The organism is Mixta calida (genome assembly GCF_002953215.1).
In the GTDB taxonomy this organism is placed as follows: domain Bacteria; phylum Pseudomonadota; class Gammaproteobacteria; order Enterobacterales; family Enterobacteriaceae; genus Mixta; species Mixta calida.
Genome location: NZ_CP026378.1, coordinates 2,713,650 through 2,732,278, shown reverse-complemented (window position 1 = coordinate 2,732,278; position 18,629 = coordinate 2,713,650). Strand labels below are relative to the sequence as shown.

Genomic DNA, 18,629 nt, shown 5'->3' with positions numbered 1-18,629 from the left:
AAATGACCATCCTTGTAACAGGCGCAACCGGCCGCGTCGGCCAGCATGTAGTAAAACAACTTGTCAAACGTGGCGCGGCTGTCCGCGTACTCACCCGCGACCCTTCCAAAGCCAACTTACCGTCAGGCGTTGACGTTGTTCAGGGCGATATGCTGGACGTTGATTCACTACGCAAGGCTTTCACTAATGTGAGTACGCTATTCCTGCTGAATACGGTCGCAGGTGACGAGTTTACGCAGGCAATCATCACCCTGAATATCGCACGTGAATATGGCGTGAAGCGGGTCGTCTATCTCTCCGTGTTACATGCCGATCGCTTCGTCAATGTGCCGCATTTTGCGGTTAAATCCGGCGCCGAACGCATGCTCGAAAAAATGGGATTCAGCGCCACCATTCTGCGCCCGGCCTACTTCATCGATAATGACCTGATGATTAAGGATGTGATCTTCAATCATGGCGTTTACCCTATGCCCATTGGCAGCAAAGGCATTGCCATGGTCGATGTACGAGACATTGCCGAAGTGGCTGCAATCGAACTTATTCGACGCGATCAGGCGCAAGGCGAACTGGCGTCTGAAACCATCAATCTTGTCGGTCCTGACACCCTTACCGGCATGGACGTAGCCGCTATCTGGACAGAGATTTTGGGTCGCCAGGTCATTTATGGTGGCGACGATCCTGCCGGGTTTGAGCAAAACCTGGCGACATTTATGCCGAAGTGGATGGCTTATGAAATGCGTTTGATGGCCGAGCGTTACGTCAGTGATGGGATGATGCCGGAATCTGGCGACGTTCAACGCCTGACCACCATCCTTGGGCGGCCGCTGCACGCTTACCGTGCCTTCGCGGCTGGCGTTTCAGCTGCTGAATGATAAGTAGGGCAGTATAACGTCAGCAGGAAAAATCCCTGGCGCGGCGTGAATAAATTATCACTATGGAAAGCGGACCTGGATAAGCAGGCGGCATAGCCGCCTGCTCACATGATCCCGGTGAATCAGCTATGTCCGGTTACGACATGAGGCACATACTCTTTTTCAAGTTCAGCGATTTCATCGTCAGTCAGGTCAATCTGCAACGCTGAAATCGCATCATCCAGCTGGCCGATTTTCGACGCGCCTACAATGGGCGCTGACACGCCTTGCTTATTCAGCACCCACGCCAGCGCTATCTGCGCCATCGACACGCCACGGGCTGCGGCTAACTTTTCCACCGCGTTAATGACTTTGTTATCTGCTTCTTCGGTTGCCGCATAAAGCAGGCGCGAAGTAGGATCGGTTTCATTACGCTTTGAGCTTTCGCCAACCGGCCGGGCAAGTTTACCGCGCGCAAGGGGACTCCATGGGATAAGCCCCACGCCCTGATCAAGGCACATCGGGAGCATCTCGCGCTCTTCCTCGCGGTAAAGCAGGTTGAGGTAATTTTGCATGCTGACGAACGGTGTCCAGTTATTGGCGCGTGCGGTTTCCTGCGCTTTCGCAAACTGCCAGGCATACATGGATGAGGCGCCGATGTAGCGCGCTTTTCCTGCTTTGACAACGTCATGCAACGCCTCCATGGTTTCTTCAATGGGCGTCGAATAGTCCCAACGGTGGATCTGATAAAGGTCAACGTAATCCGTATCCAGGCGCTTCAGGCTTTTATCAATTTCCGCCATGATGGATTTACGCGACAGCCCTTGTCCGTTCGGGCTGGTTTTGCTGCCCATCGCGCCCGGCGGGAAAAACACTTTCGTCGCCAGCACGACTTCATCGCGGTTTGTAAAAAACTCACGCAGGAATTTACCGACCATCATCTCCGACGTGCCGGCAGAGTAGCTGTTTGCTGTATCGAAGAAGTTAATGCCCTGTTCAACCGCATGGCGAAATATGGGACGTGCATCATTTTCGGCAAGCGTCCAGGGATGAGCGCCGGCGTCAGGCTGACCGAATGTCATACATCCCAGACACAGACGTGATATATCGAGCCCCGTAGAGCCTAACTTCGTGTATTCCATGAAAACCTCGCTCGTTGATAAAAGTATACGGCAGCCGGATGCCGCTAAAGCTATGCGTTGTTATATACCGGGGTGTTTCAGAATAGCAGTCAGCCAGGGCCTCTGCAGAGGGAAGTATGGCCGCACTCCTCATCACCGCGCTGTAAAGCTATTTATTTTTTTCAATAAGCTGGCGGCGCGTTATGCTGCATCGACGATCCGATCGGCTATTAGCGGTACCAAACCATCTGACATTGCGGCAGCGGCTGTTTCAGATTGCTACCGCAATTTATCCCAGGCCTTTATCATTAGGTCCTTTGAAATCGCCAACAGGGAGACGTCATTTTCTGACGAAGAAACCGCATGTCATACAATCCAGAAAGCATTGAAGAAACGCCGGGCAAGAAGCATAACGAGGCCCAGGGTTTTCTTTTTTCCATAGTGGGCGCCGTCGCGCTTTCTCACGCCTGCAACGATATGATTCAGGCCACGCTGCCCGCTATCTATCCATTACTAAAATCCAGCTATGCCCTTAGCTATACGCAGATAGGGATGATTGCGTTGGTTTACCAGATCACCGCCTCTTTGCTACAGCCCTGGGTGGGATTGTTTACCGATAAGCGCCCGATACCGCTGCTGTTGCCAGCGGGGATGGCGGTGACGTTACTCGGCATTGCTCTGATGTCCATTGCCGGGAGTTATGCCCTGTTACTTTTATCGTCTGCGCTGATCGGCGTCGGTTCATCGACCTTTCATCCAGAAGCCTCTCGCGTAGCGCGTATGGCATCCGGCGGCAGGTTCGGCACCGCCCAGTCCTGCTTTCAGGTCGGGGGCAACGCGGGTACTGCGTTCGGTCCGCTGCTGGCGGCGCTGCTCATCCTGCCACATGGCCAGTTATCGGTAGCCTGGCTGATGCTGATTGCTCTGCTGGCGATCGTTGTTCTCGCTAAAGTGAGCGCATGGTCAGCCACGCATGGCCATGCCCATATGCAAAAACACGCTACGGCTTCAGCGGCGCCTCTTCCGCGTAAACGCGTGATACTGGCGTTAAGCGTGGTGGGTGTGCTTCTTTTCGCCAAATTTAGCTATATCGCCTCAATCAGCAATTACTACACTTTTTATCTGCTGCAACGTTTCCAGTTGCCTGTTGAACAGGCGCAGTTCTGTCTGTTTGCCTTTCTTGCCTCGGTTGCGGTGGGTACCTTTATCGGTGGTCCTGTGGGCGACCGCATCGGGCGCAAAGCGGTTATATGGATATCATTCCTTGGCGTCATTCCGTTTGCGCTGATGCTGCCTCACGTTGACCTGTTCTGGACTATCACGCTGTCCGTAATTATTGGGCTGATCTTTTCCTCCGCCTTTGCCGCGCTGGTGGTCTATGCGCAGGAAGTGGTGCCCGGAAGGACGGGCATGGTATCGGGGATTATGTTCGGTACGATGTTTGGCGTAGGCGGTATCGCGGCGGCAGGGCTGGGGAAACTCGCTGATTTGTATGGTATCGCCTCGGTCTATCAGGCCTGTGCTTTTCTGCCTTTGCTGGGTTTAGCGACGTTATTGATGCCAGATACCCGAACAGCCAAACGTTAAAACGGTTTAAACGGTTGAAAGAAGACGGCAGACGGCTGCAAGCGGATGCTAACAACCCAAAAAGAAAGGGCTCAGGGTGAGAATCATGGAGATTTCACCCTGAAACTCCGGGTTAAACAAAATGACTTTCAAGGGGTTATCTTTAAAACACGGGGAAAGAAAGCGTTAGTTTCCTGAGAGTTTGACGCTGTTGCTTTTACTTTTAAGCCCGCAGATGACAACGTCACATCTGCAGGCTTAAGCAGAAAAATGCATCAGTAAAAGATAAAAATCGCGTTGAACGCTGTGTTGCAACTGTTGCTTTGCACTCTCTCAGGCGCGCAGGCCACTTGCCAACAGGGTAAACGCCTCTATCGCTTTAGGCAGCGTTACCTGCGGATTTTCGCTCGCCGCAATCCATAGTGCTGCATTCAGTGCGGCGCCGTTCAGCAGCCGCGCTGCTGCTTCGATATCCACGGGCTTTAATAAGCCGTTATCCATCATTTCGCTCAGGATGCCGCGCGTCGCTTCCAGACATGAATTTTGGCTTGGCCAACGAGAGGGATCGCCGAGAAAGGCCGGACCGTCCAGTAACACAATACGCTGCACTTCAGGATCGAGCGCCATCTCAATATAGGCAACGCCTTCCGCCAGCAGTTTGCTCCAGTCGTCAGCGGCTGAGGCGGCCCGTTCTCTGGCGCGTAAGGCGATTTCACTGTCAACCTGCGCCACCACGGCGGCCAGCAGACCCAATTTATCGCCAAAGTTATGGTAGAGCGCACCGCGCGTCAGCCCAACGCTGGCGGTTAACTCATCCATCGATGCTGCTGCAAAGCCTTTTTCCGCAAACGCTTTTCTTGCAGCGGCGATAAGCCTGGCGCGGTTTTCTTTCATTGCTTCAGCGCGACGTGTTGTTGCCATATCTGCTCCTTTTCACATACGGTACGTATTTTAATTGACATACGAGGCGTATGCATGCTCTATTCATATACGCAGTGTATCTTAAACGGAGAGACTGCGGATATATCAGACGACATTAACCTCTGTAAGGTGGATCTATGACCCAACGTGAAGCGATTTTTCCGGCCAGCCGCCATGCTTTGTATGAACAGCATGGCTACTCTGCCGCTATCCGTTCCGATAATCTGCTGTTTGTTTCCGGCCAGGTCGGCAGCCGTGCGGATGGTTCGCCGGAACCTGACTTCGCCGCCCAGGTGCGGCTGGCTTTCACCAATTTACAGGCAACGCTGGCGGCGGCAGGCTGTACCCTCGACGATCTGATTGATGTCACGACTTTCCATACCGACCCGGAAAACCAGTTCGCGACGATAATGCAGGTGAAGAACGAACTGTTTCCCCAGGCGCCTTATCCCAACTGGACAGCGGTAGGCGTCACCTGGCTGGCAGGGTTTGATTTTGAAATAAAAGTCATCGCACGTATTCCTGCATCTGCATGATGAGTGTTACTGACAGAACACGGATGTTCTTTTTGACGGCCTGTTTTATAACGCATTTCTGAAGGGAAGGGCCGCTTTTATAGCCTGAATGAAGTAGCAGTCATGGAGATGACTGGCCTTTCTAAAGAAGATCTCTGCTGCATTGATGCAGTTTAGCGCATAACATTCTGGTTTAGCGCGCTTAATACGGGCCGTGGCTCAGGATAAAAGTGCCGATGACTATTCGTACAGGGTGCTAACAGATAATAAAAATTCAGGGAAGTATTTAAGTCATTACGTCGCCATGTGCCTGATATCCCGGTGCGTAGTTAGCTTTTTAATTACAACATACAATAAAGAAGCCTACGACATAACGTCATAATGCTAACCCGAGAGGCGCTGCCGTTTCGCAGCGCCTCCAGAAAATTAACCCGCTATCGCGTTACGCAGTTTAAATACGCTAACGCTGGTGAGCAGGCTTTCCGTTTGTTCCTGCAATGCCTGCGCCGCCGCGGTAGATTCCTGAGAAAGCGCGGCATTCTGCTGCGTTGCGGCGTCCATCTGCGTGACAGCCAGATTTACCTGGTCGATGCCGGTGCTTTGTTCATTGCTGGCGGCCGAAACGCTTTCCATCAACTCGCTGACCTGCTTAATGCTGGCAATGATTTTTTCCATTGTCATACCCGCGCCTTTCACCAGTTCGTTGCCAGCATCAATGCTGTTGACCGAACGGTCGATCAGGACGCGAATATCGCGCGCCGCATTGGCTGAACGCTGCGCCAGCGCCCGCACTTCAGAAGCTACCACTGCAAATCCGCGGCCTTCATTGCCTGCCCGCGCGGCTTCTACGGCTGCGTTCAGGGCAAGGATATTGGTCTGGAAGGCGATGCCGTCGATCAGGCTGATAATCTGACTGATCTCCTGCGAGAAGTGATGGATTTCGCTCATGGTGTGCACCACTTTCTCCACCACATTACCGCCCTCGCTGGCCATTTTGCGCGCATCGCGCGCCAGGTTGCTGGCATCGCGGGCATGGGTCGCATTGTTTTTTACTACAGAGGTCAGTTCCTCCATCGAGGCTGCCGTTTCCTCCAGCGCGCTGGCCTGCGCTTCGTTTCGTGAGGAGAGTTCAATGCTGCCTTGTGCAATCTGTACCGAGGCGGTGGCGATCGTTTCGGTACCGCTGCGCACGTCCGATACGATGCGGGTCAGGCTGACATTCATCTCCTGTAGCGCAGTCATCAGTTCCGCCGTTTCATCACGACCCGCAGGACGGATATTGGCCTGTAAATCGCCGGACGCAACGGTGCGGGCGATATTAACCGCTTCGCGCAGCGGATGAGTAATGCTGCGGATCAGCCAGACGGTAATCACTATTCCGGTTAACAGAACTGCGCCCATCGCCAGCCACAGCGTTAGCCGGGTCTGCTGGTATTGCGCCAGATTCTGCGCGGTCAGCTCCTGATTCAGACGGCTGGTATGGGTCAGCGTGCGGTTGACAACTTCGTCGATCATGCGGGTCGGCTCGCGGTCAATACCGCCCACCAGATGGTCCACCCGCTGTGCGCTGGCAGCATCCTGAAAGCTGTAGCTCTGCAAAGCGGAAAGATACTGCTGCTCAAGTTGGGCATGCAATTGCAGGGTTTGCCGTACCGTTGCGGTATCCATATCGATTGAAGATTGCAACGCCATTAAGCGGGTCAGCAGCGCCTGCGTTTTCTGGCTCTGCGTCAGAAAGGCCGCTTTATATTTATTAAAGGCTTCTTCTCCCTGACCGCCGCGCAGCAGGATATTTTTCCACTCCTGAACCTGGATTTTAAACTGTACCTGCGCATTACGCGCGGTATCGATGCTTTCGGCGACGCGCGTCTCCGTAGCCATGATGTCATTATTTTTTTCAGGCCGTCAGCATTAAGGCTGATGCCCCGCAACCCAACCAGCAGGATCGCCAGCAAAAGAAGTGCGGCCAGAAAACCGAGCCGTTGCCCGATTCTGAAGTTATTGAGTTTCATATTTTTCCCGTGGTGATAATAATTTTACCTCGGACACAGTCCGACAAGTCGTTATCGGCGCACCGGGTAAAGCCTTTACGGCCAGGCGTAATAGAATTACGGTTGGCCAGCCACGTACGGGAAAACTGATGTTATGGCAGAGAGCGACGCGATATTTTATCGCTCGTTTATGCAACGGCTTCAGGGTCAGGGATAGACTCGCCACAGGGCAGGACGATCGCGATCCTGCAAATGGCGTTCCCGCGCGACATGAACGGTATAACCCTGAGAAAAGGCCCAGTCTGCCGCTTCTTTTTGCGTTTTGGCGGTATGTTTTTCTTCACCGTCAACGATAACCACATGATGGGTAGTTGACGCTTGCTTGTCGCTTGATTTCGGGCGATGCTCCACAAAGGCGCTTTTTGGCATAGCTTATTCCTTATTCCAGTCTTGTTTTACTGTATTCGCCGTTATGCTCTCTTTCGGAAAATAAGTTTAGACGCTGTTTTAAGCAGAAGTGAGAACAAACAGGGCAGGGGATCCAGGCTGAAAGCGGAGCCGGCACCGCTCGCGGTGTTATGTTAGAAGCGTTTTAATTGAGTCGACATCTTTAAGGCCGAACGCGCTACATAACTAAGCTGCATAAAGCGGCTCCTTAAAGCCCGCATCTTAGCGGCGCTCCGCCCTTAAACAGGCAATATATTTTTCACCTGAGCGCTGCACAATCTCACTGGCTTTCGCGGTAATGTTCTGCCCGGCAAACGCGCCGTAAAGCCGCTCATAACGAATCTGGCCAAGTCTGCTGGTGAGAGTGCTGACGGTTGTGGCAGGCAGAGGCAGAATGTTCGGATAGCTCCACATAAACGAAACCGCATCAGCACCCGGCGTTACCTGTACGATATCTCCAACCAGCAGGACGCCGTTGTCCCGCTCCCAGTGTAATACATTGCCGCCGGGAAAATGGCCGCCCAACCGCAACAGGCGCACCGCAGAGGTCAGTTCCAGTTCATCACCTTCCCATAGCTGAATGGCCGGACTGTCACGCATAATCCATTCGCTATCGCTGGCGTGCAGATATATCGGCGCATTGAAGGCCGCAGCCCAGTCCTGCATGGTCGTATAGTAATGAGGATGAGAAATCGCGATAGCGCTGATACCGCCCAGCGCAGAAACTAACGCTTTGGTTGCGTCATCCAGATTGGCGATACAGTCCCACAGAATATTGCCTTCTGGCGTTCTCAGTAAAAAAGCGCGCTGGTGAATGGCAAAAGCGGGCACCGTTTCAAGGCTGAAAAGATCCGCTTCATGCTGTTGCCATTTGTTGCTGTGCGTCGCCTGTAGCGTCGACAACGCAATCCACTGTTGGCCACCAACCGGCACGTACTGTCTTTCATCCTGACAAATCCTGCACTGTTCAATCTGAATATCAGTTTCCTGATAAGAGGTGCCGCAGGCCTTGCATAATTTAATCATAATGGCGTCCTTTTAATGGTCTTCTGTTTTAAGATGGCTCAGGTTGGTCTGGACCGCCATACGCGTCTTGCTCATGCCCGCCTTTTCTCCGACGCGCGCCAGCGACAAAGCATCGCTGCCTTCCGTTCGCACCAGGTGCCATGTGGCCTCTGTCAGCTGTCGGCGTCGGTCGTCAAGTGACAGCCGCCGACGCGGCGAGGTCTGAATCGTCATGCTTTTTTCTGTGAGAGAAACAGCTGTTGACCTTTACGGTAAGCGGCGCGGTAATGCGCATCGGGATAGCCTTCGTCTGAGGGCAGCAACAGTTCGCTGGTAACGACAGGCGCACCGCAGTAGCCGAAAATACCCTGGTCAATCTGCGTTTTCATGCTGCCGAAATAGCCGTAACGCGCGTAAGTGCGCTGGTCAGCACCGCCAAGGGCGATCAGATGCACCGGCAGGTGTCCAAGCAGCTTAACTAACTTACCGTCCCGCTCGTCATAAGCCCAACCCTGAGTAAATACGCGATCGATCCAGCCTTTTAGCTGCGCCGGGAATGACCACCAGTAGATGGGATAGACCAGCACCAGCGCATCGGCGCGGTTAATCCGCTGCTGCTCCGCGTTAACATCGTCAGGCAGCACGGTCTGTCCTTTAAACTGCTGATAATCCGCTGCGCTGAAGCGCGGATCGAAGCCTTCCGCCGCCAGGTCGACGAGTTCAAATGTGTGTTCTTCTCCCGCTGACGCAATACCTTCCGCTATCTGCTTCGCCACGGCATGCGTATGAGAAGTCGAATCCGGGTGAGCGAAAACGATTAATGCGTGCATATCAACCTCTGTCGGTTATCAGTAACCTACTAAATGTAGGTTACTGTTGGTAGGTCAGCAAGCGGGAAGGTGAGAAATGAATCATTTTTACACTATGGCTCATTCTTTATGGACACGTTGAAACCAGAAAAAGGGAGAGGAGGGTAGCTAAGCTTTTGAAAGAAAAATGAAAGGGCCTGCTTTCGTCGGGCGGTTTTTTTGTTGCGGCGCTTCAGATAAATCGCGCGGACGACGCGATTCAGGCAAGCTCCGCAGCGTATCTCACCCTGGCTTCACTGAGTGGTGCCAGGGTGAGCGCGGCGATAACGAAAAGCAGGCGCAAAAACGCAGCGCCTGCGCATCGGTATTATTCAGCTAACGCCTGCGCCACCGCATCCGGCATGGAAGGGCGGCCGTTGGAGAGACAGGTTGCGACAAAGGTGGCGTCTGCATAAACGACGCCGTCCACCTTGATCTGCTGCACGAAATTCACGCGGTTACGCTTTTCGTTTTTGGCCAGCTCGCAGGTCACCTCAACCTTATCCCCTTTATGCAGGCTTTTCCGAAACCGCAGGGAATATTCAAGCACCATGTAGAGGCGTCCCTGTTTAAATTCCTCTTCGATATCGATGCCCAGCGCCTCCTTCATATAGGCGTGACGCGTCCACTCCATATAAAACGGATAGTAGAGCCCATCGACCACACCCTGAAAATCAATATGGCCTTCGTCTACTTCATAATGCTTTGAAAACATAGCGCTCTTCTTATTGCGACAGTTAACTTTTCTATCGGATATTAATGGGTTGGCGCAGGCGCTGCATTGATTTTCACACGCAATTGCGCGTAGGACTTCTGACGTAAATTCCTGCCGCCGTGAAAACCTGGCTCACGGCGCAGCTGATTGACGGTGAGACAGAGATAGCCATCCGGCCGACTGAAAGCGTATCGGTGCACGGCTTGCTGCGTGAGCATCTGAAAGCCATTATCGCCCTGTTGCGCGCCCATCAGGCCTTTCTGCCCAATGCGGCGGCCAGTCAGAGCACATAATAAAAAAGGCCGCTGCGGACAGTGGCCTTTCTTCTGTGCGGGACAGGTCAGGACGCGCCCGATCCGGCGGGTTATTTCAGGTGCGTTTTCAGTTCCTCCGCCGCCTGGCGTAGCGCAGTGCGTACCGCAGGCACGTTGCTGAGACCGTTCAGCAGACCGTAATCGTGGATCAATCCGTTATAGCGTGTAACCGTGACCTCCACGCCCGCCGCATCCAGTTTGCGGCCAAAGGCTTCGCCCTCATCGCGCAGCACATCCAGCTCCGCCGTCTGGATTAGCGTCGGCGGCAAGCCTTTCAGCTGCTCGCTGGTAGCACGCAGCGGTGAGGCAAGAATATTGTTACGCTCGCTTTCATTAGTGGTATAGGCGTCCCAGAACCATTTCATCATATTGCGCGTCAGGAAATAGCCGTTCTGGAATTGATCATAGGAGGCGGTATCGAAACGGGCATCGGTCACTGGCCACAGCATCACATTATAACGGATCGCCGGCGCATGCTGCTGTTTCGCCTGCAGCGCTACCGCCGCCACCATGTTGCCACCCACGCTGTTGCCTGCCAGTGCCAGACGTTTGCCGTCCACCCCAATTTCTTTACCGTGTTCAGCGACCCAGCGCGTTGCCGCATAGGCCTGATTAATCGCCACCGGATAGTGCGCTTCCGGTGACGGGGTATAGTTAACAAATACTGCCGCCGCGCCAGATTCTACCACCAGATCGCGCACCAGACGTTCATGGGTCTGGAAATCACCCAGTACCCAGCCGCCGCCGTGGAAGAACATAAACACCGGCAGTATGCCATGCGATCCTTTCGGCTTAACGATATTTAGTTTCAGAGGCTGACCGTTTACCTGAATGGTTTTTTCCGTTACATCCGCAGCAGGTAGCACCGCGCCTTTCTGGGCACCGATCAGTACCTGGCGCGCATCCTCCGGCGACAGCTGTTCAATGGGCTTACCGCCGCTGCTGTTCAGCGCGTTGAGAAAATCCTGTACGTGATGCTCCGGTTGCGGAGCCTCGGCAAAGCTGCTGGCGGAAACGGCCATCAGGGCGGTCGCTAAAACGGTCTGTTTAATTTTCATGATGTCACCTGTTTAATTCATTTGCGATTAAATCGCACGCTATTTAAATGGGCGGCAACTGGCGCTGCGCATTCGGTATGGAAGAGAAATTAAATAGTGCGCTATATAATTGCAAGCAATAATATCGCATGTTTTTCTTCGAAAGTTACCAGGTGATTGATTAATAATGATTTGTCAGAAAATAAGTAGCACGTAATGCTAAAGACTGTTAACACAGGGAACGCCCCGGCATGCGGAAAACAGGCGCCTCGGTATGATTCAGGGACGTTTCATCGCTGCTCTGTCTCAGATTTTTATACCGCTTTTTAACGGAAGGCCTCATCCTGGAAGGTCACACCCTATCCGGTCACGCAAAGGGGTATATCAACTGTATCCAATCCGCTACACCCGGACAAAGGCTGAATCCGGCAGGGGCGTCCTTCTCCATTCTCGTACCATGTCCTGAATCACTACGCTGCGCGTCATTTATGACAACGCAGCTCTGTGTACGATTAATTCATCAGCTGAACAACAGACAAGGTGAACATCATGACGCAGCAGGCGCAACTTCAGACATCACGCGGCACCGCCGTGGTTACCGGCGCCTTAACCAGCATGGGAGACATTTTTAGCATACATCCGTTATCGCGCGCTGATGGTGGTCGCAAACAGACCATAATCAGCACAGAACAGGTTGTTTTTATCGAAACGGTTTTTCAGTAACATCAGTTTTTCAGTCGCGTCGCCATAAAACGCGCGGGCGCGCTCATGACTTTCGGGACCGAGAATAGCAGGATAGGCGTCCCGGGAGCTCAGCGGCGTCATGATTTTCCGGATGTCGGACAGCCACTCCCGCCCTTTCAGGGCCTCATCAGATTGCTGCCAACTGGCGACAACCTGCATATTAAAGTGATTGCGACGATGGGGAAACGCGGTGGCTCCGGCCTCAATACGGGCTGCCTTGCCGTGGAAATCGTGAAGCATGATGCAGTTACGCGCTGAAGGTGTCTGATGGCAGCACTCTATAATGGCATCGGTCACTGCGTCAGTCAGACGGTCAAGGTTGAAGGCATCCATCTGATAGCCTCGCCCTTTAGGCCAGGCGGACCGATCGGAGGCATCATCGTACGTCAACCGGTAATCGACCCAGCCCTTTTTAACCACGCTGGCGCCGTCGACTGACGAGAGTCGGCGAAGATATTTCTCTCCTGTCGGCGCATCTCCGGTCCACAACGGCGACAGGATCAGGCCGAATCCTTTGCCCGGCAGCGTGGTAAAAGAAGAAAACACGCTCAGTCTGTCATCTGCCTCATCCAGGATCGCCTGTAAATTTTTCAGGCCGGCACGGGCGTTGCGTAATTCAATAAAAACGGTGGCGGCAAGCACCGGCGTAAGACGATGGAGGTAAAATTCAGCAGAGGTCAGTACGGCAAAATTTTTACCAGCACCTCTGAGGGCCCAGAACAGGTCAGGGTTCTCCTGCTGGCTGACCGTCACACAGCTACCGTCGGCCAGCACGACCCGCGCGCTTTTCAGGTTGTCCGTCACCAGGCCGAACCGGGCGTTCAGTTTTCCGTATCCCCCGCCGAGAGCCAGGCCTGCCAGCCCCACCTGCGTACTTACGCCGGTAACAAGCGCACACCCTTCAGGTAATGCATCGATGGCATCTTTAACAATGGCCCCACCCTGTACGGTAAGCGTGGTCCGATCCGTGCTGAGGGTGGTCTGCCGCAGGCTCCTGAGATCGAGCGTCATGCCTTCAGGCGCTATCGCTCTTCTGAACCAGTCATGACCACCGCCCAGGGTTGAAACCGGGACCGCATATTCAGCCGCAACGCGAACGGCATGCTGTACGTCATCCGCGCTCAGGCAGCGAACTGAAACGGCAGCCTTCACTTCTGCCGCGCCGTTCCAGAGTCCCTCCTGAAGGCTTTTACCCGCCTCGCTGTCTGTCCATATTTCACCGGTAATATGCTTTCTCAAATCATGGATAAGTTTCTGGCTCATTTTTCCTCGCGTTTCCGGGGCCGTCTGTGGATTTTCATGCAGTTGCGCTGTCGGGTACGCAGGCTTTTACCTGACGCATTAACAAGCAGACGGGCCGTTTCAGTCAGTATCCCTTCATAAATAACGATGCAGAAATAAAGGTAGCAAAATAATGACTGGCTTATTGAACAGGATCCGAGCATCACTGGTGCCGGGATGAAAGCCCTCTAAGAAAACCAGCAAATGCCGGTTTTCTTAGAGATTGTGCAAATGACAGGGTACGGTATCCCCTTTTAACGCAGAGCCAGCCGTCCGGCTCTACCTGTTAAAAGAGTTTGCCCCGTTGATTAATGACCTTTCATCATTTTTTCAGCGCCCCCTGGCCTGTTGTGTATCCCGAAACGCTCAACAAGGATGCAGGTGGCATCGTTCATGCCCCTGATTTCTACTTTCACGCCTTCACGGCGGAATTTAAGCACGGTCTTATCCAGCGCATTCACGGCGGTAATGTCCCAGAAGTGAGCCTGCGTCACATCAATGACTACGCGTTCAAGCGCCTCGCGGAAGTCGAAGTGATTCATGAAGCGGTCAGCTGAGGCGAAAAACACCTGCCCACGGGCGGTATACGTCCGAACGCCCTGGTTAAGATCCGATGTCACCGTCATGAAGCGGGCCACTTTGGTGGCAAAGTTCAGCGAGGCGATGAGCACCCCGGTCAGCACGCCAAACGCCAGGTTATGCGTTACCACCACCACTGCTACCGTCGCCAGCATCACCGCGCTGGTCGAAAGAGGGTGCCGACGCAGATCCGTAATGGAGCGCCAGGAGAAGGTGCCAATGGCGACCATAACCATCACCGCAACCAGTGCTGCCATCGGTATTTGCGCTACCCACTGCCGCAGGAAGATGATAAGGCAGAGCAGCACAGCGCCGGCGGCCAGGGCGGAAAGTCGTCCGCGTCCACCGGACTTCACGTTTATCACCGACTGTCCAATCATCGCGCAGCCCGCCATGCCGCCGATAAACGCGGTACAGATATTGGCAATACCTTGCGCCTTGCATTCACGGTTCTTGTCGCTCGGGGTATTCGTCATGTCATCCACAATGGTCGCGGTCATCATCGATTCCAGCAGCCCCACTACGGCGAGCCCCGCCGAATACGGCAGAATAATCATCAGCGTGTCGGGATCCAGCGGAATAGCCGGGATAAGGAATACCGGCAGGCTGTCAGGCAGTTTGCCCATATCGCCTACGGTGCGAACGTCCAGATGAAGCCACATGGAAATCACCGTCAACACAACAATACACACAAGCGGAGAAGGAAGGGTTTTATTGATGTACGGGAACAGGTAGATGATGGCGAGGCCAGCCGCGGTCAGGGCGTAAACATGCCAGGTAACATTCGTGAGTTCCGGCAGCTGCGCCATGAAGATCAGGATAGCGAGCGCATTCACAAAACCTGTCACCACTGAACGGGACACGTAGCGCATCAGGTTGCCCAGCTTCAGGTAGCCGGCCAACAGCTGGAACACACCGGTAAGCACCGAAGCCGCAAGCAAATACTGCAGACCGTGATCTTTGACCAGGGTGATCATTAACAAAGCCATGGCGCCGGTGGCTGAAGAGATCATGGCCGGACGGCCGCCAAAAACAGCCATGACCATGGGAATACAGAACGCGGAATAGAGACCGACCTGCGGATCTACGCCGGCGATAATGGAAAAAGCGATCGCTTCAGGGATAAGCGCGAGCGCGACAACAATACCGGCCAGTACATCACCACGGACATTACCCAGCCAGTCCTTACGCGTCGAGGACAGCAACATAGTGTTTTCTCAGTTTTTTAAATGCAGTCAGCCCGGAAGGGCAAAAAATTTATGTACGAAAAAGCACATCCGCAGACGGGATGTTTTTGAGTGCGCGGCTGAGGTTACTCAGTGCGACAGAGAAGGGTAGGACTCAGGGTGGCGTAAGACGCATGATAGTTTTAAAACTCCTTTACGGTGCGAGATGTACACCTTCAGGAAACGGATAAACCTGCCGAACCGGATGCTCAGACAGGCACGAATAGTGACTGGCTGGCAAAACAGACCCGCCAGGCCAGAACGGTATTTTACTTTACATGAAACTTTCAGAGGGTCAATGACGACTCATCCCGTACAACGCGTCATAAACTGTCCGTCCCGTTTTCAGGCGCGATACATGGAACGGACATCCCTGCAAACATATTCAATATTTCGAATATGAAGTTGACATAAAAAAGCGATGCCGCAACACTGATGTCCGCTTTAAACAGGGGGCAATATGACATACCTTACGCCACTTCGGCTTTTTAAAAATCTTTCTGATGAGACCCGTCTTTATCTGGTGCTTCTGCTGCGCGAAAAGGGCGAACTTTGCGTTTGCGAGCTGTCATTAACGCTGCAAGCCTCTCAGCCCAAGATTTCCCGTCATCTCGCGCTGCTTAAAGAAAGCGGGCTGCTTCTCGACAGGCGAGACGGAAAATGGATCTATTACCGTCTGTCACCGCATATGCCCGCCTGGGCGGCGGCGGTTATTGAACAGGCTTATCTGTGCCAGCGGGATGACATTCAGCAGTTGCGCCATCAGTCTGAACGCGATAATGCAACCACAAATGGAAAAGCCGTCTGCCTTTGAAAAATTTATCTGTACATATACGTTAAACCATATCTGAAAATTAACGGTTTATCCGGCCGCAGCATCAACCGCGGTGGAGTAGCAAAAGGAGATGTTATGTTTCTGGCTGGCGCAATTTTTGTCCTGACGCTGGTGCTGGTTATCTGGCAGCCGAAAGGGCTGAGCATTGGCTGGAGCGCCGTTTTGGGCGCCGCTCTGGCGTTGCTGACCGGCGTAGTGGAGATCGGCGATATCCCTGCGGTCTGGCAGATTGTCTGGAACGCCACAGCCACCTTTATTGCAGTTATTATCATCAGCCTGCTGCTTGATGAGTCCGGCTTCTTTGAATGGGCCGCGTTGCACGTTTCCCGCTGGGGAGGCGGAAAAGGCAGGCTGCTGTTTACCTGGATCGTTCTGCTGGGCGCGGCGGTGGCGGCGCTGTTTGCCAATGACGGCGCAGCCCTCATCCTGACGCCGATCGTTATCGCTATGCTGCTGGCGCTGGGTTTCAGCCCCGGGGCCACGCTGGCATTCGTTATGGCCGCAGGTTTTATTGCGGATACCGCCAGCCTGCCGCTCATCGTGTCGAACCTGGTGAACATCGTGACGGCAGATTTTTTCCAACTGGGATTCAGTGAATATGCATCGGTCATGGTACCGGTCAATATCGCCTCCGTCGCCGCCACGCTGGTCATGCTGCATCTTTTTTTCCGCAAAGATATTCCCGCCGACTACGATCTGACGAAGCTGAAAGCGCCGCGGGAAGCGATTCGCGACCTGCGCACTTTTAAAACCGGCTGGGTGGTGCTGCTTCTGCTGCTGATCGGTTTTTTTGCCCTTGAACCACTGGGGGTGCCGGTCAGTCTGGTAGCGGCTGTGGCCGCGTTTATTCTCTGGCTGGTTGCCCGTAAAGGAGAGGTGATTGATACCCGCAAGGTATTAAAGGAGGCGCCATGGCAGATCGTCATCTTTTCGCTGGGCATGTATCTGGTTGTATACGGTCTGAGGAACGCCGGTCTGACGGGCGTTATCGCTTCGCTCCTGAACCGGTTTGCGGAACATGGGATCTGGGGCGCCACGCTGGGCACCGGTTTTATGACGGCCTTTCTCTCATCGGTGATGAATAACATGCCCACCGTGCTGGTTGGCGCGCTCTCTATTGATGGCAGCCAGGCGCAGGGAGTCGTTAAGGAGGCGATGATTTACGCCAACATTATCGGCTGCGACCTTGGCCCCAAAATCACGCCCATCGGCAGCCTGGCCACCTTGCTCTGGCTGCATGTTCTGGGGCAGAAAAATATCACGATCGGCTGGGGCTATTACTTCCGTGTGGGCATTGTGATGACCCTGCCAGTGCTTTTTATCACGCTGGCCGCGCTGGCTCTGCGCCTGTCTGTTTAACATTAACCGGGACCGCATCCGCGCGGTCTGAGTACGGAGAATCACTTATGACTGACATTACTATCTATCACAATCCGGCGTGCGGGACCTCCCGTAATACCCTGGAACTTATCCGCAACAGCGGCGTGGAACCCTCAGTCATTCTCTATCTGGAAACGCCACCAACACGCGATGAGCTAAGCACACTGATCGCGGATATGGGCATTCGCGTACGTGACCTGCTGCGTAAAAATACGGAGCCGTATGAGCAACTGGGCCTGGCGGAAGATCGCTTCAGTGACGAGGAGCTGTTGAATGCTATGCTGATGCATCCCATTCTGATTAATCGTCCCGTGGTGGTGACACCACTCGGCACCCGGCTCTGCCGTCCATCCGAAGTCGTGCTGGATATTCTGCCCGCCCCGCAGCAAGGGGCCTTTACCAAAGAGGATGGTGAAGCCGTCATTGATGAGCGGGGAGAACGCGTCCGTCATTCATAACCCTCTCAGGTAGCGCTGGCTTACAGAGTGCTGAAGATCAGAGAACATCACGGTGCGCCCCTGATACGTGATGCATGAATGAATTCCAGGGCGAGATAAGTAATCACAGCGGTAAATGTGATGGCGCCGCCCATTAGCGTGGACAAGGGCGGCGTTTTATCAAAAATCATCCAGACCCATAACAAGGCGACGGGCAGGCTCGCCCGGTACACGATAGCCCGCCTGATCGGCCTTTTCAGAAACCCAACTCGCTGAGTCCTGGATGCTCGTCCGGACGTCTGCCCAGCGGCCAGTGGAAACGGCGCTCCGACTCTTTTATCGGCTTATCATTGATGCAAGCGTAACGTCTCAGCATCAAGCCCTGCTCATTAAATGCCCAGTTTTCATTACCGAAGCTGCGATACCAGTTGCCTGAATCGTCATGCCACTCATAGGCAAAGCGCACCGCAATCTTGTTTGCATCAAAGGTCCAGAGCTCTTTGATTAGCCGATAATCCAGCTCCTGGCTCCACTTACGTTGCAGAAACTGCACTACCTCTTCACGCCCGTTCACAAATTCGGCGCGGTTGCGCCAGCACGTGTCGGTGGTATAAACCAATGAAACTTTTTCCGGATCGCGGCTGTTCCAGGCATCTTCTGCCATGCGCACTTTCAACGTAGCGGTTTCAAGGGTAAACGGCGGCACCGGTTGACGTATTTCCATCGTGTTTCTCTCTTAACAAATCTCTTTTTATTTAACTCAGGCTAAATTTCCTGCAACCTCGTTTTCCATCACAAACATATAACATCATTGCA

At 53.7% G+C, this 18,629-nt stretch carries 18 protein-coding genes and 1 pseudogene; 6 read left to right on the top strand and 13 right to left on the bottom strand.

Annotation, left to right across the window (positions count from 1 at the left end; all coding sequences use genetic code 11):
- Positions 1-2 precede the first annotated feature (2 nt).
- Positions 3-872, top strand: a complete 870-nt coding sequence (locus C2E16_RS13065) for an SDR family oxidoreductase (RefSeq protein ID WP_038625419.1) — start codon at positions 3-5, stop codon at positions 870-872.
- Positions 873-994: 122 nt separating this feature from the next.
- Here C2E16_RS13065 and C2E16_RS13060 read toward each other — a convergent pair whose 3' ends face one another.
- Positions 995-1,993 (bottom strand): aldo/keto reductase, encoded by a 999-nt coding sequence (locus tag C2E16_RS13060; RefSeq protein ID WP_084970432.1) that lies wholly within the window; start codon positions 1,991-1,993, stop codon positions 995-997.
- A 342-nt stretch (positions 1,994-2,335) separates the two neighbouring features.
- On the opposite strand from C2E16_RS13060, the gene C2E16_RS13055 reads away from it, so the two are divergent.
- On the top strand, positions 2,336-3,559 hold the full coding sequence (locus C2E16_RS13055; protein ID WP_084970433.1) for an MFS transporter: 1,224 nt from the start codon (positions 2,336-2,338) through the stop codon (positions 3,557-3,559).
- Between the two features lie 312 nt (positions 3,560-3,871).
- Here the strand turns inward: C2E16_RS13055 and C2E16_RS13050 are convergent, their stop codons facing one another.
- On the bottom strand, positions 3,872-4,459 hold the full coding sequence (locus tag C2E16_RS13050) for a TetR/AcrR family transcriptional regulator (protein ID WP_084970434.1): 588 nt from the start codon (positions 4,457-4,459) through the stop codon (positions 3,872-3,874).
- Positions 4,460-4,596: 137 nt separating this feature from the next.
- On the opposite strand from C2E16_RS13050, the gene C2E16_RS13045 reads away from it, so the two are divergent.
- On the top strand, positions 4,597-4,995 hold the full coding sequence (locus tag C2E16_RS13045) for a RidA family protein (RefSeq protein ID WP_038625428.1): 399 nt from the start codon (positions 4,597-4,599) through the stop codon (positions 4,993-4,995).
- A gap of 405 nt (positions 4,996-5,400) precedes the next feature.
- Here the strand turns inward: C2E16_RS13045 and C2E16_RS13040 are convergent.
- The 10 genes and pseudogenes from C2E16_RS13040 to C2E16_RS12995 all read right to left on the bottom strand — a co-directional run bounded on the left by C2E16_RS13040 (position 5,401) and on the right by C2E16_RS12995 (position 15,143).
- Positions 5,401-6,986: pseudogene (locus C2E16_RS13040) on the bottom strand (methyl-accepting chemotaxis protein).
- 186 nt (positions 6,987-7,172) lie between these two features.
- Positions 7,173-7,394, bottom strand: a complete 222-nt coding sequence (locus C2E16_RS13035) for a hypothetical protein (protein WP_038625432.1) — start codon at positions 7,392-7,394, stop codon at positions 7,173-7,175.
- Between the two features lie 240 nt (positions 7,395-7,634).
- Entirely contained in the window at positions 7,635-8,438 is an 804-nt protein-coding gene (locus tag C2E16_RS13030) for an MBL fold metallo-hydrolase (protein WP_038625434.1), read from the bottom strand.
- A gap of 12 nt (positions 8,439-8,450) precedes the next feature.
- Positions 8,451-8,651, bottom strand: a complete 201-nt coding sequence (locus tag C2E16_RS13025; RefSeq protein ID WP_038625436.1) for a hypothetical protein — start codon at positions 8,649-8,651, stop codon at positions 8,451-8,453.
- Complete coding sequence (locus C2E16_RS13020; protein WP_084970435.1) at positions 8,648-9,247, bottom strand: NAD(P)H-dependent oxidoreductase; 600 nt, start codon at positions 9,245-9,247, stop codon at positions 8,648-8,650. Before C2E16_RS13020 ends, C2E16_RS13025 begins: the two co-directional genes overlap by 4 nt.
- A gap of 346 nt (positions 9,248-9,593) precedes the next feature.
- A complete protein-coding gene (locus C2E16_RS13015) occupies positions 9,594-9,980 on the bottom strand; it encodes an acyl-CoA thioesterase (RefSeq protein WP_038625440.1) in 387 nt (128 codons plus the stop codon).
- 41 nt (positions 9,981-10,021) lie between these two features.
- Positions 10,022-10,231: a hypothetical protein gene (locus C2E16_RS21175; RefSeq protein ID WP_084970436.1), complete on the bottom strand. Its 210-nt coding sequence runs from the start codon at positions 10,229-10,231 to the stop codon at positions 10,022-10,024.
- Between the two features lie 113 nt (positions 10,232-10,344).
- A complete protein-coding gene (locus tag C2E16_RS13005) occupies positions 10,345-11,352 on the bottom strand; it encodes an alpha/beta hydrolase (protein WP_084970437.1) in 1,008 nt (335 codons plus the stop codon).
- Positions 11,353-11,973: 621 nt separating this feature from the next.
- Positions 11,974-13,338: an FAD-binding oxidoreductase gene (locus tag C2E16_RS13000; RefSeq protein ID WP_084970438.1), complete on the bottom strand. Its 1,365-nt coding sequence runs from the start codon at positions 13,336-13,338 to the stop codon at positions 11,974-11,976.
- Between the two features lie 326 nt (positions 13,339-13,664).
- Positions 13,665-15,143, bottom strand: coding sequence for a SulP family inorganic anion transporter (locus C2E16_RS12995; protein ID WP_084970439.1), 1,479 nt, complete (start codon positions 15,141-15,143; stop codon positions 13,665-13,667).
- A gap of 478 nt (positions 15,144-15,621) precedes the next feature.
- Here C2E16_RS12995 and C2E16_RS12990 point away from each other — a divergent pair, with 478 nt between their 5' ends.
- The 3 genes from C2E16_RS12990 (at position 15,622) to arsC (ending at position 17,834) form a co-directional block, all read left to right on the top strand.
- Entirely contained in the window at positions 15,622-15,975 is a 354-nt protein-coding gene (locus C2E16_RS12990) for a metalloregulator ArsR/SmtB family transcription factor (protein WP_084970440.1), read from the top strand.
- 96 nt (positions 15,976-16,071) lie between these two features.
- On the top strand, positions 16,072-17,355 hold the full coding sequence (locus tag C2E16_RS12985; RefSeq protein WP_084970441.1) for an arsenic transporter: 1,284 nt from the start codon (positions 16,072-16,074) through the stop codon (positions 17,353-17,355).
- Positions 17,356-17,402: 47 nt separating this feature from the next.
- On the top strand, positions 17,403-17,834 hold the full coding sequence (gene arsC / locus C2E16_RS12980) for a glutaredoxin-dependent arsenate reductase (RefSeq protein WP_084970442.1): 432 nt from the start codon (positions 17,403-17,405) through the stop codon (positions 17,832-17,834).
- A 235-nt stretch (positions 17,835-18,069) separates the two neighbouring features.
- Here arsC and C2E16_RS12975 read toward each other — a convergent pair whose 3' ends face one another.
- Positions 18,070-18,537 (bottom strand): nuclear transport factor 2 family protein, encoded by a 468-nt coding sequence (locus C2E16_RS12975; protein WP_038625451.1) that lies wholly within the window; start codon positions 18,535-18,537, stop codon positions 18,070-18,072.
- Between the last annotated feature and the right edge of the window lie 92 nt (positions 18,538-18,629).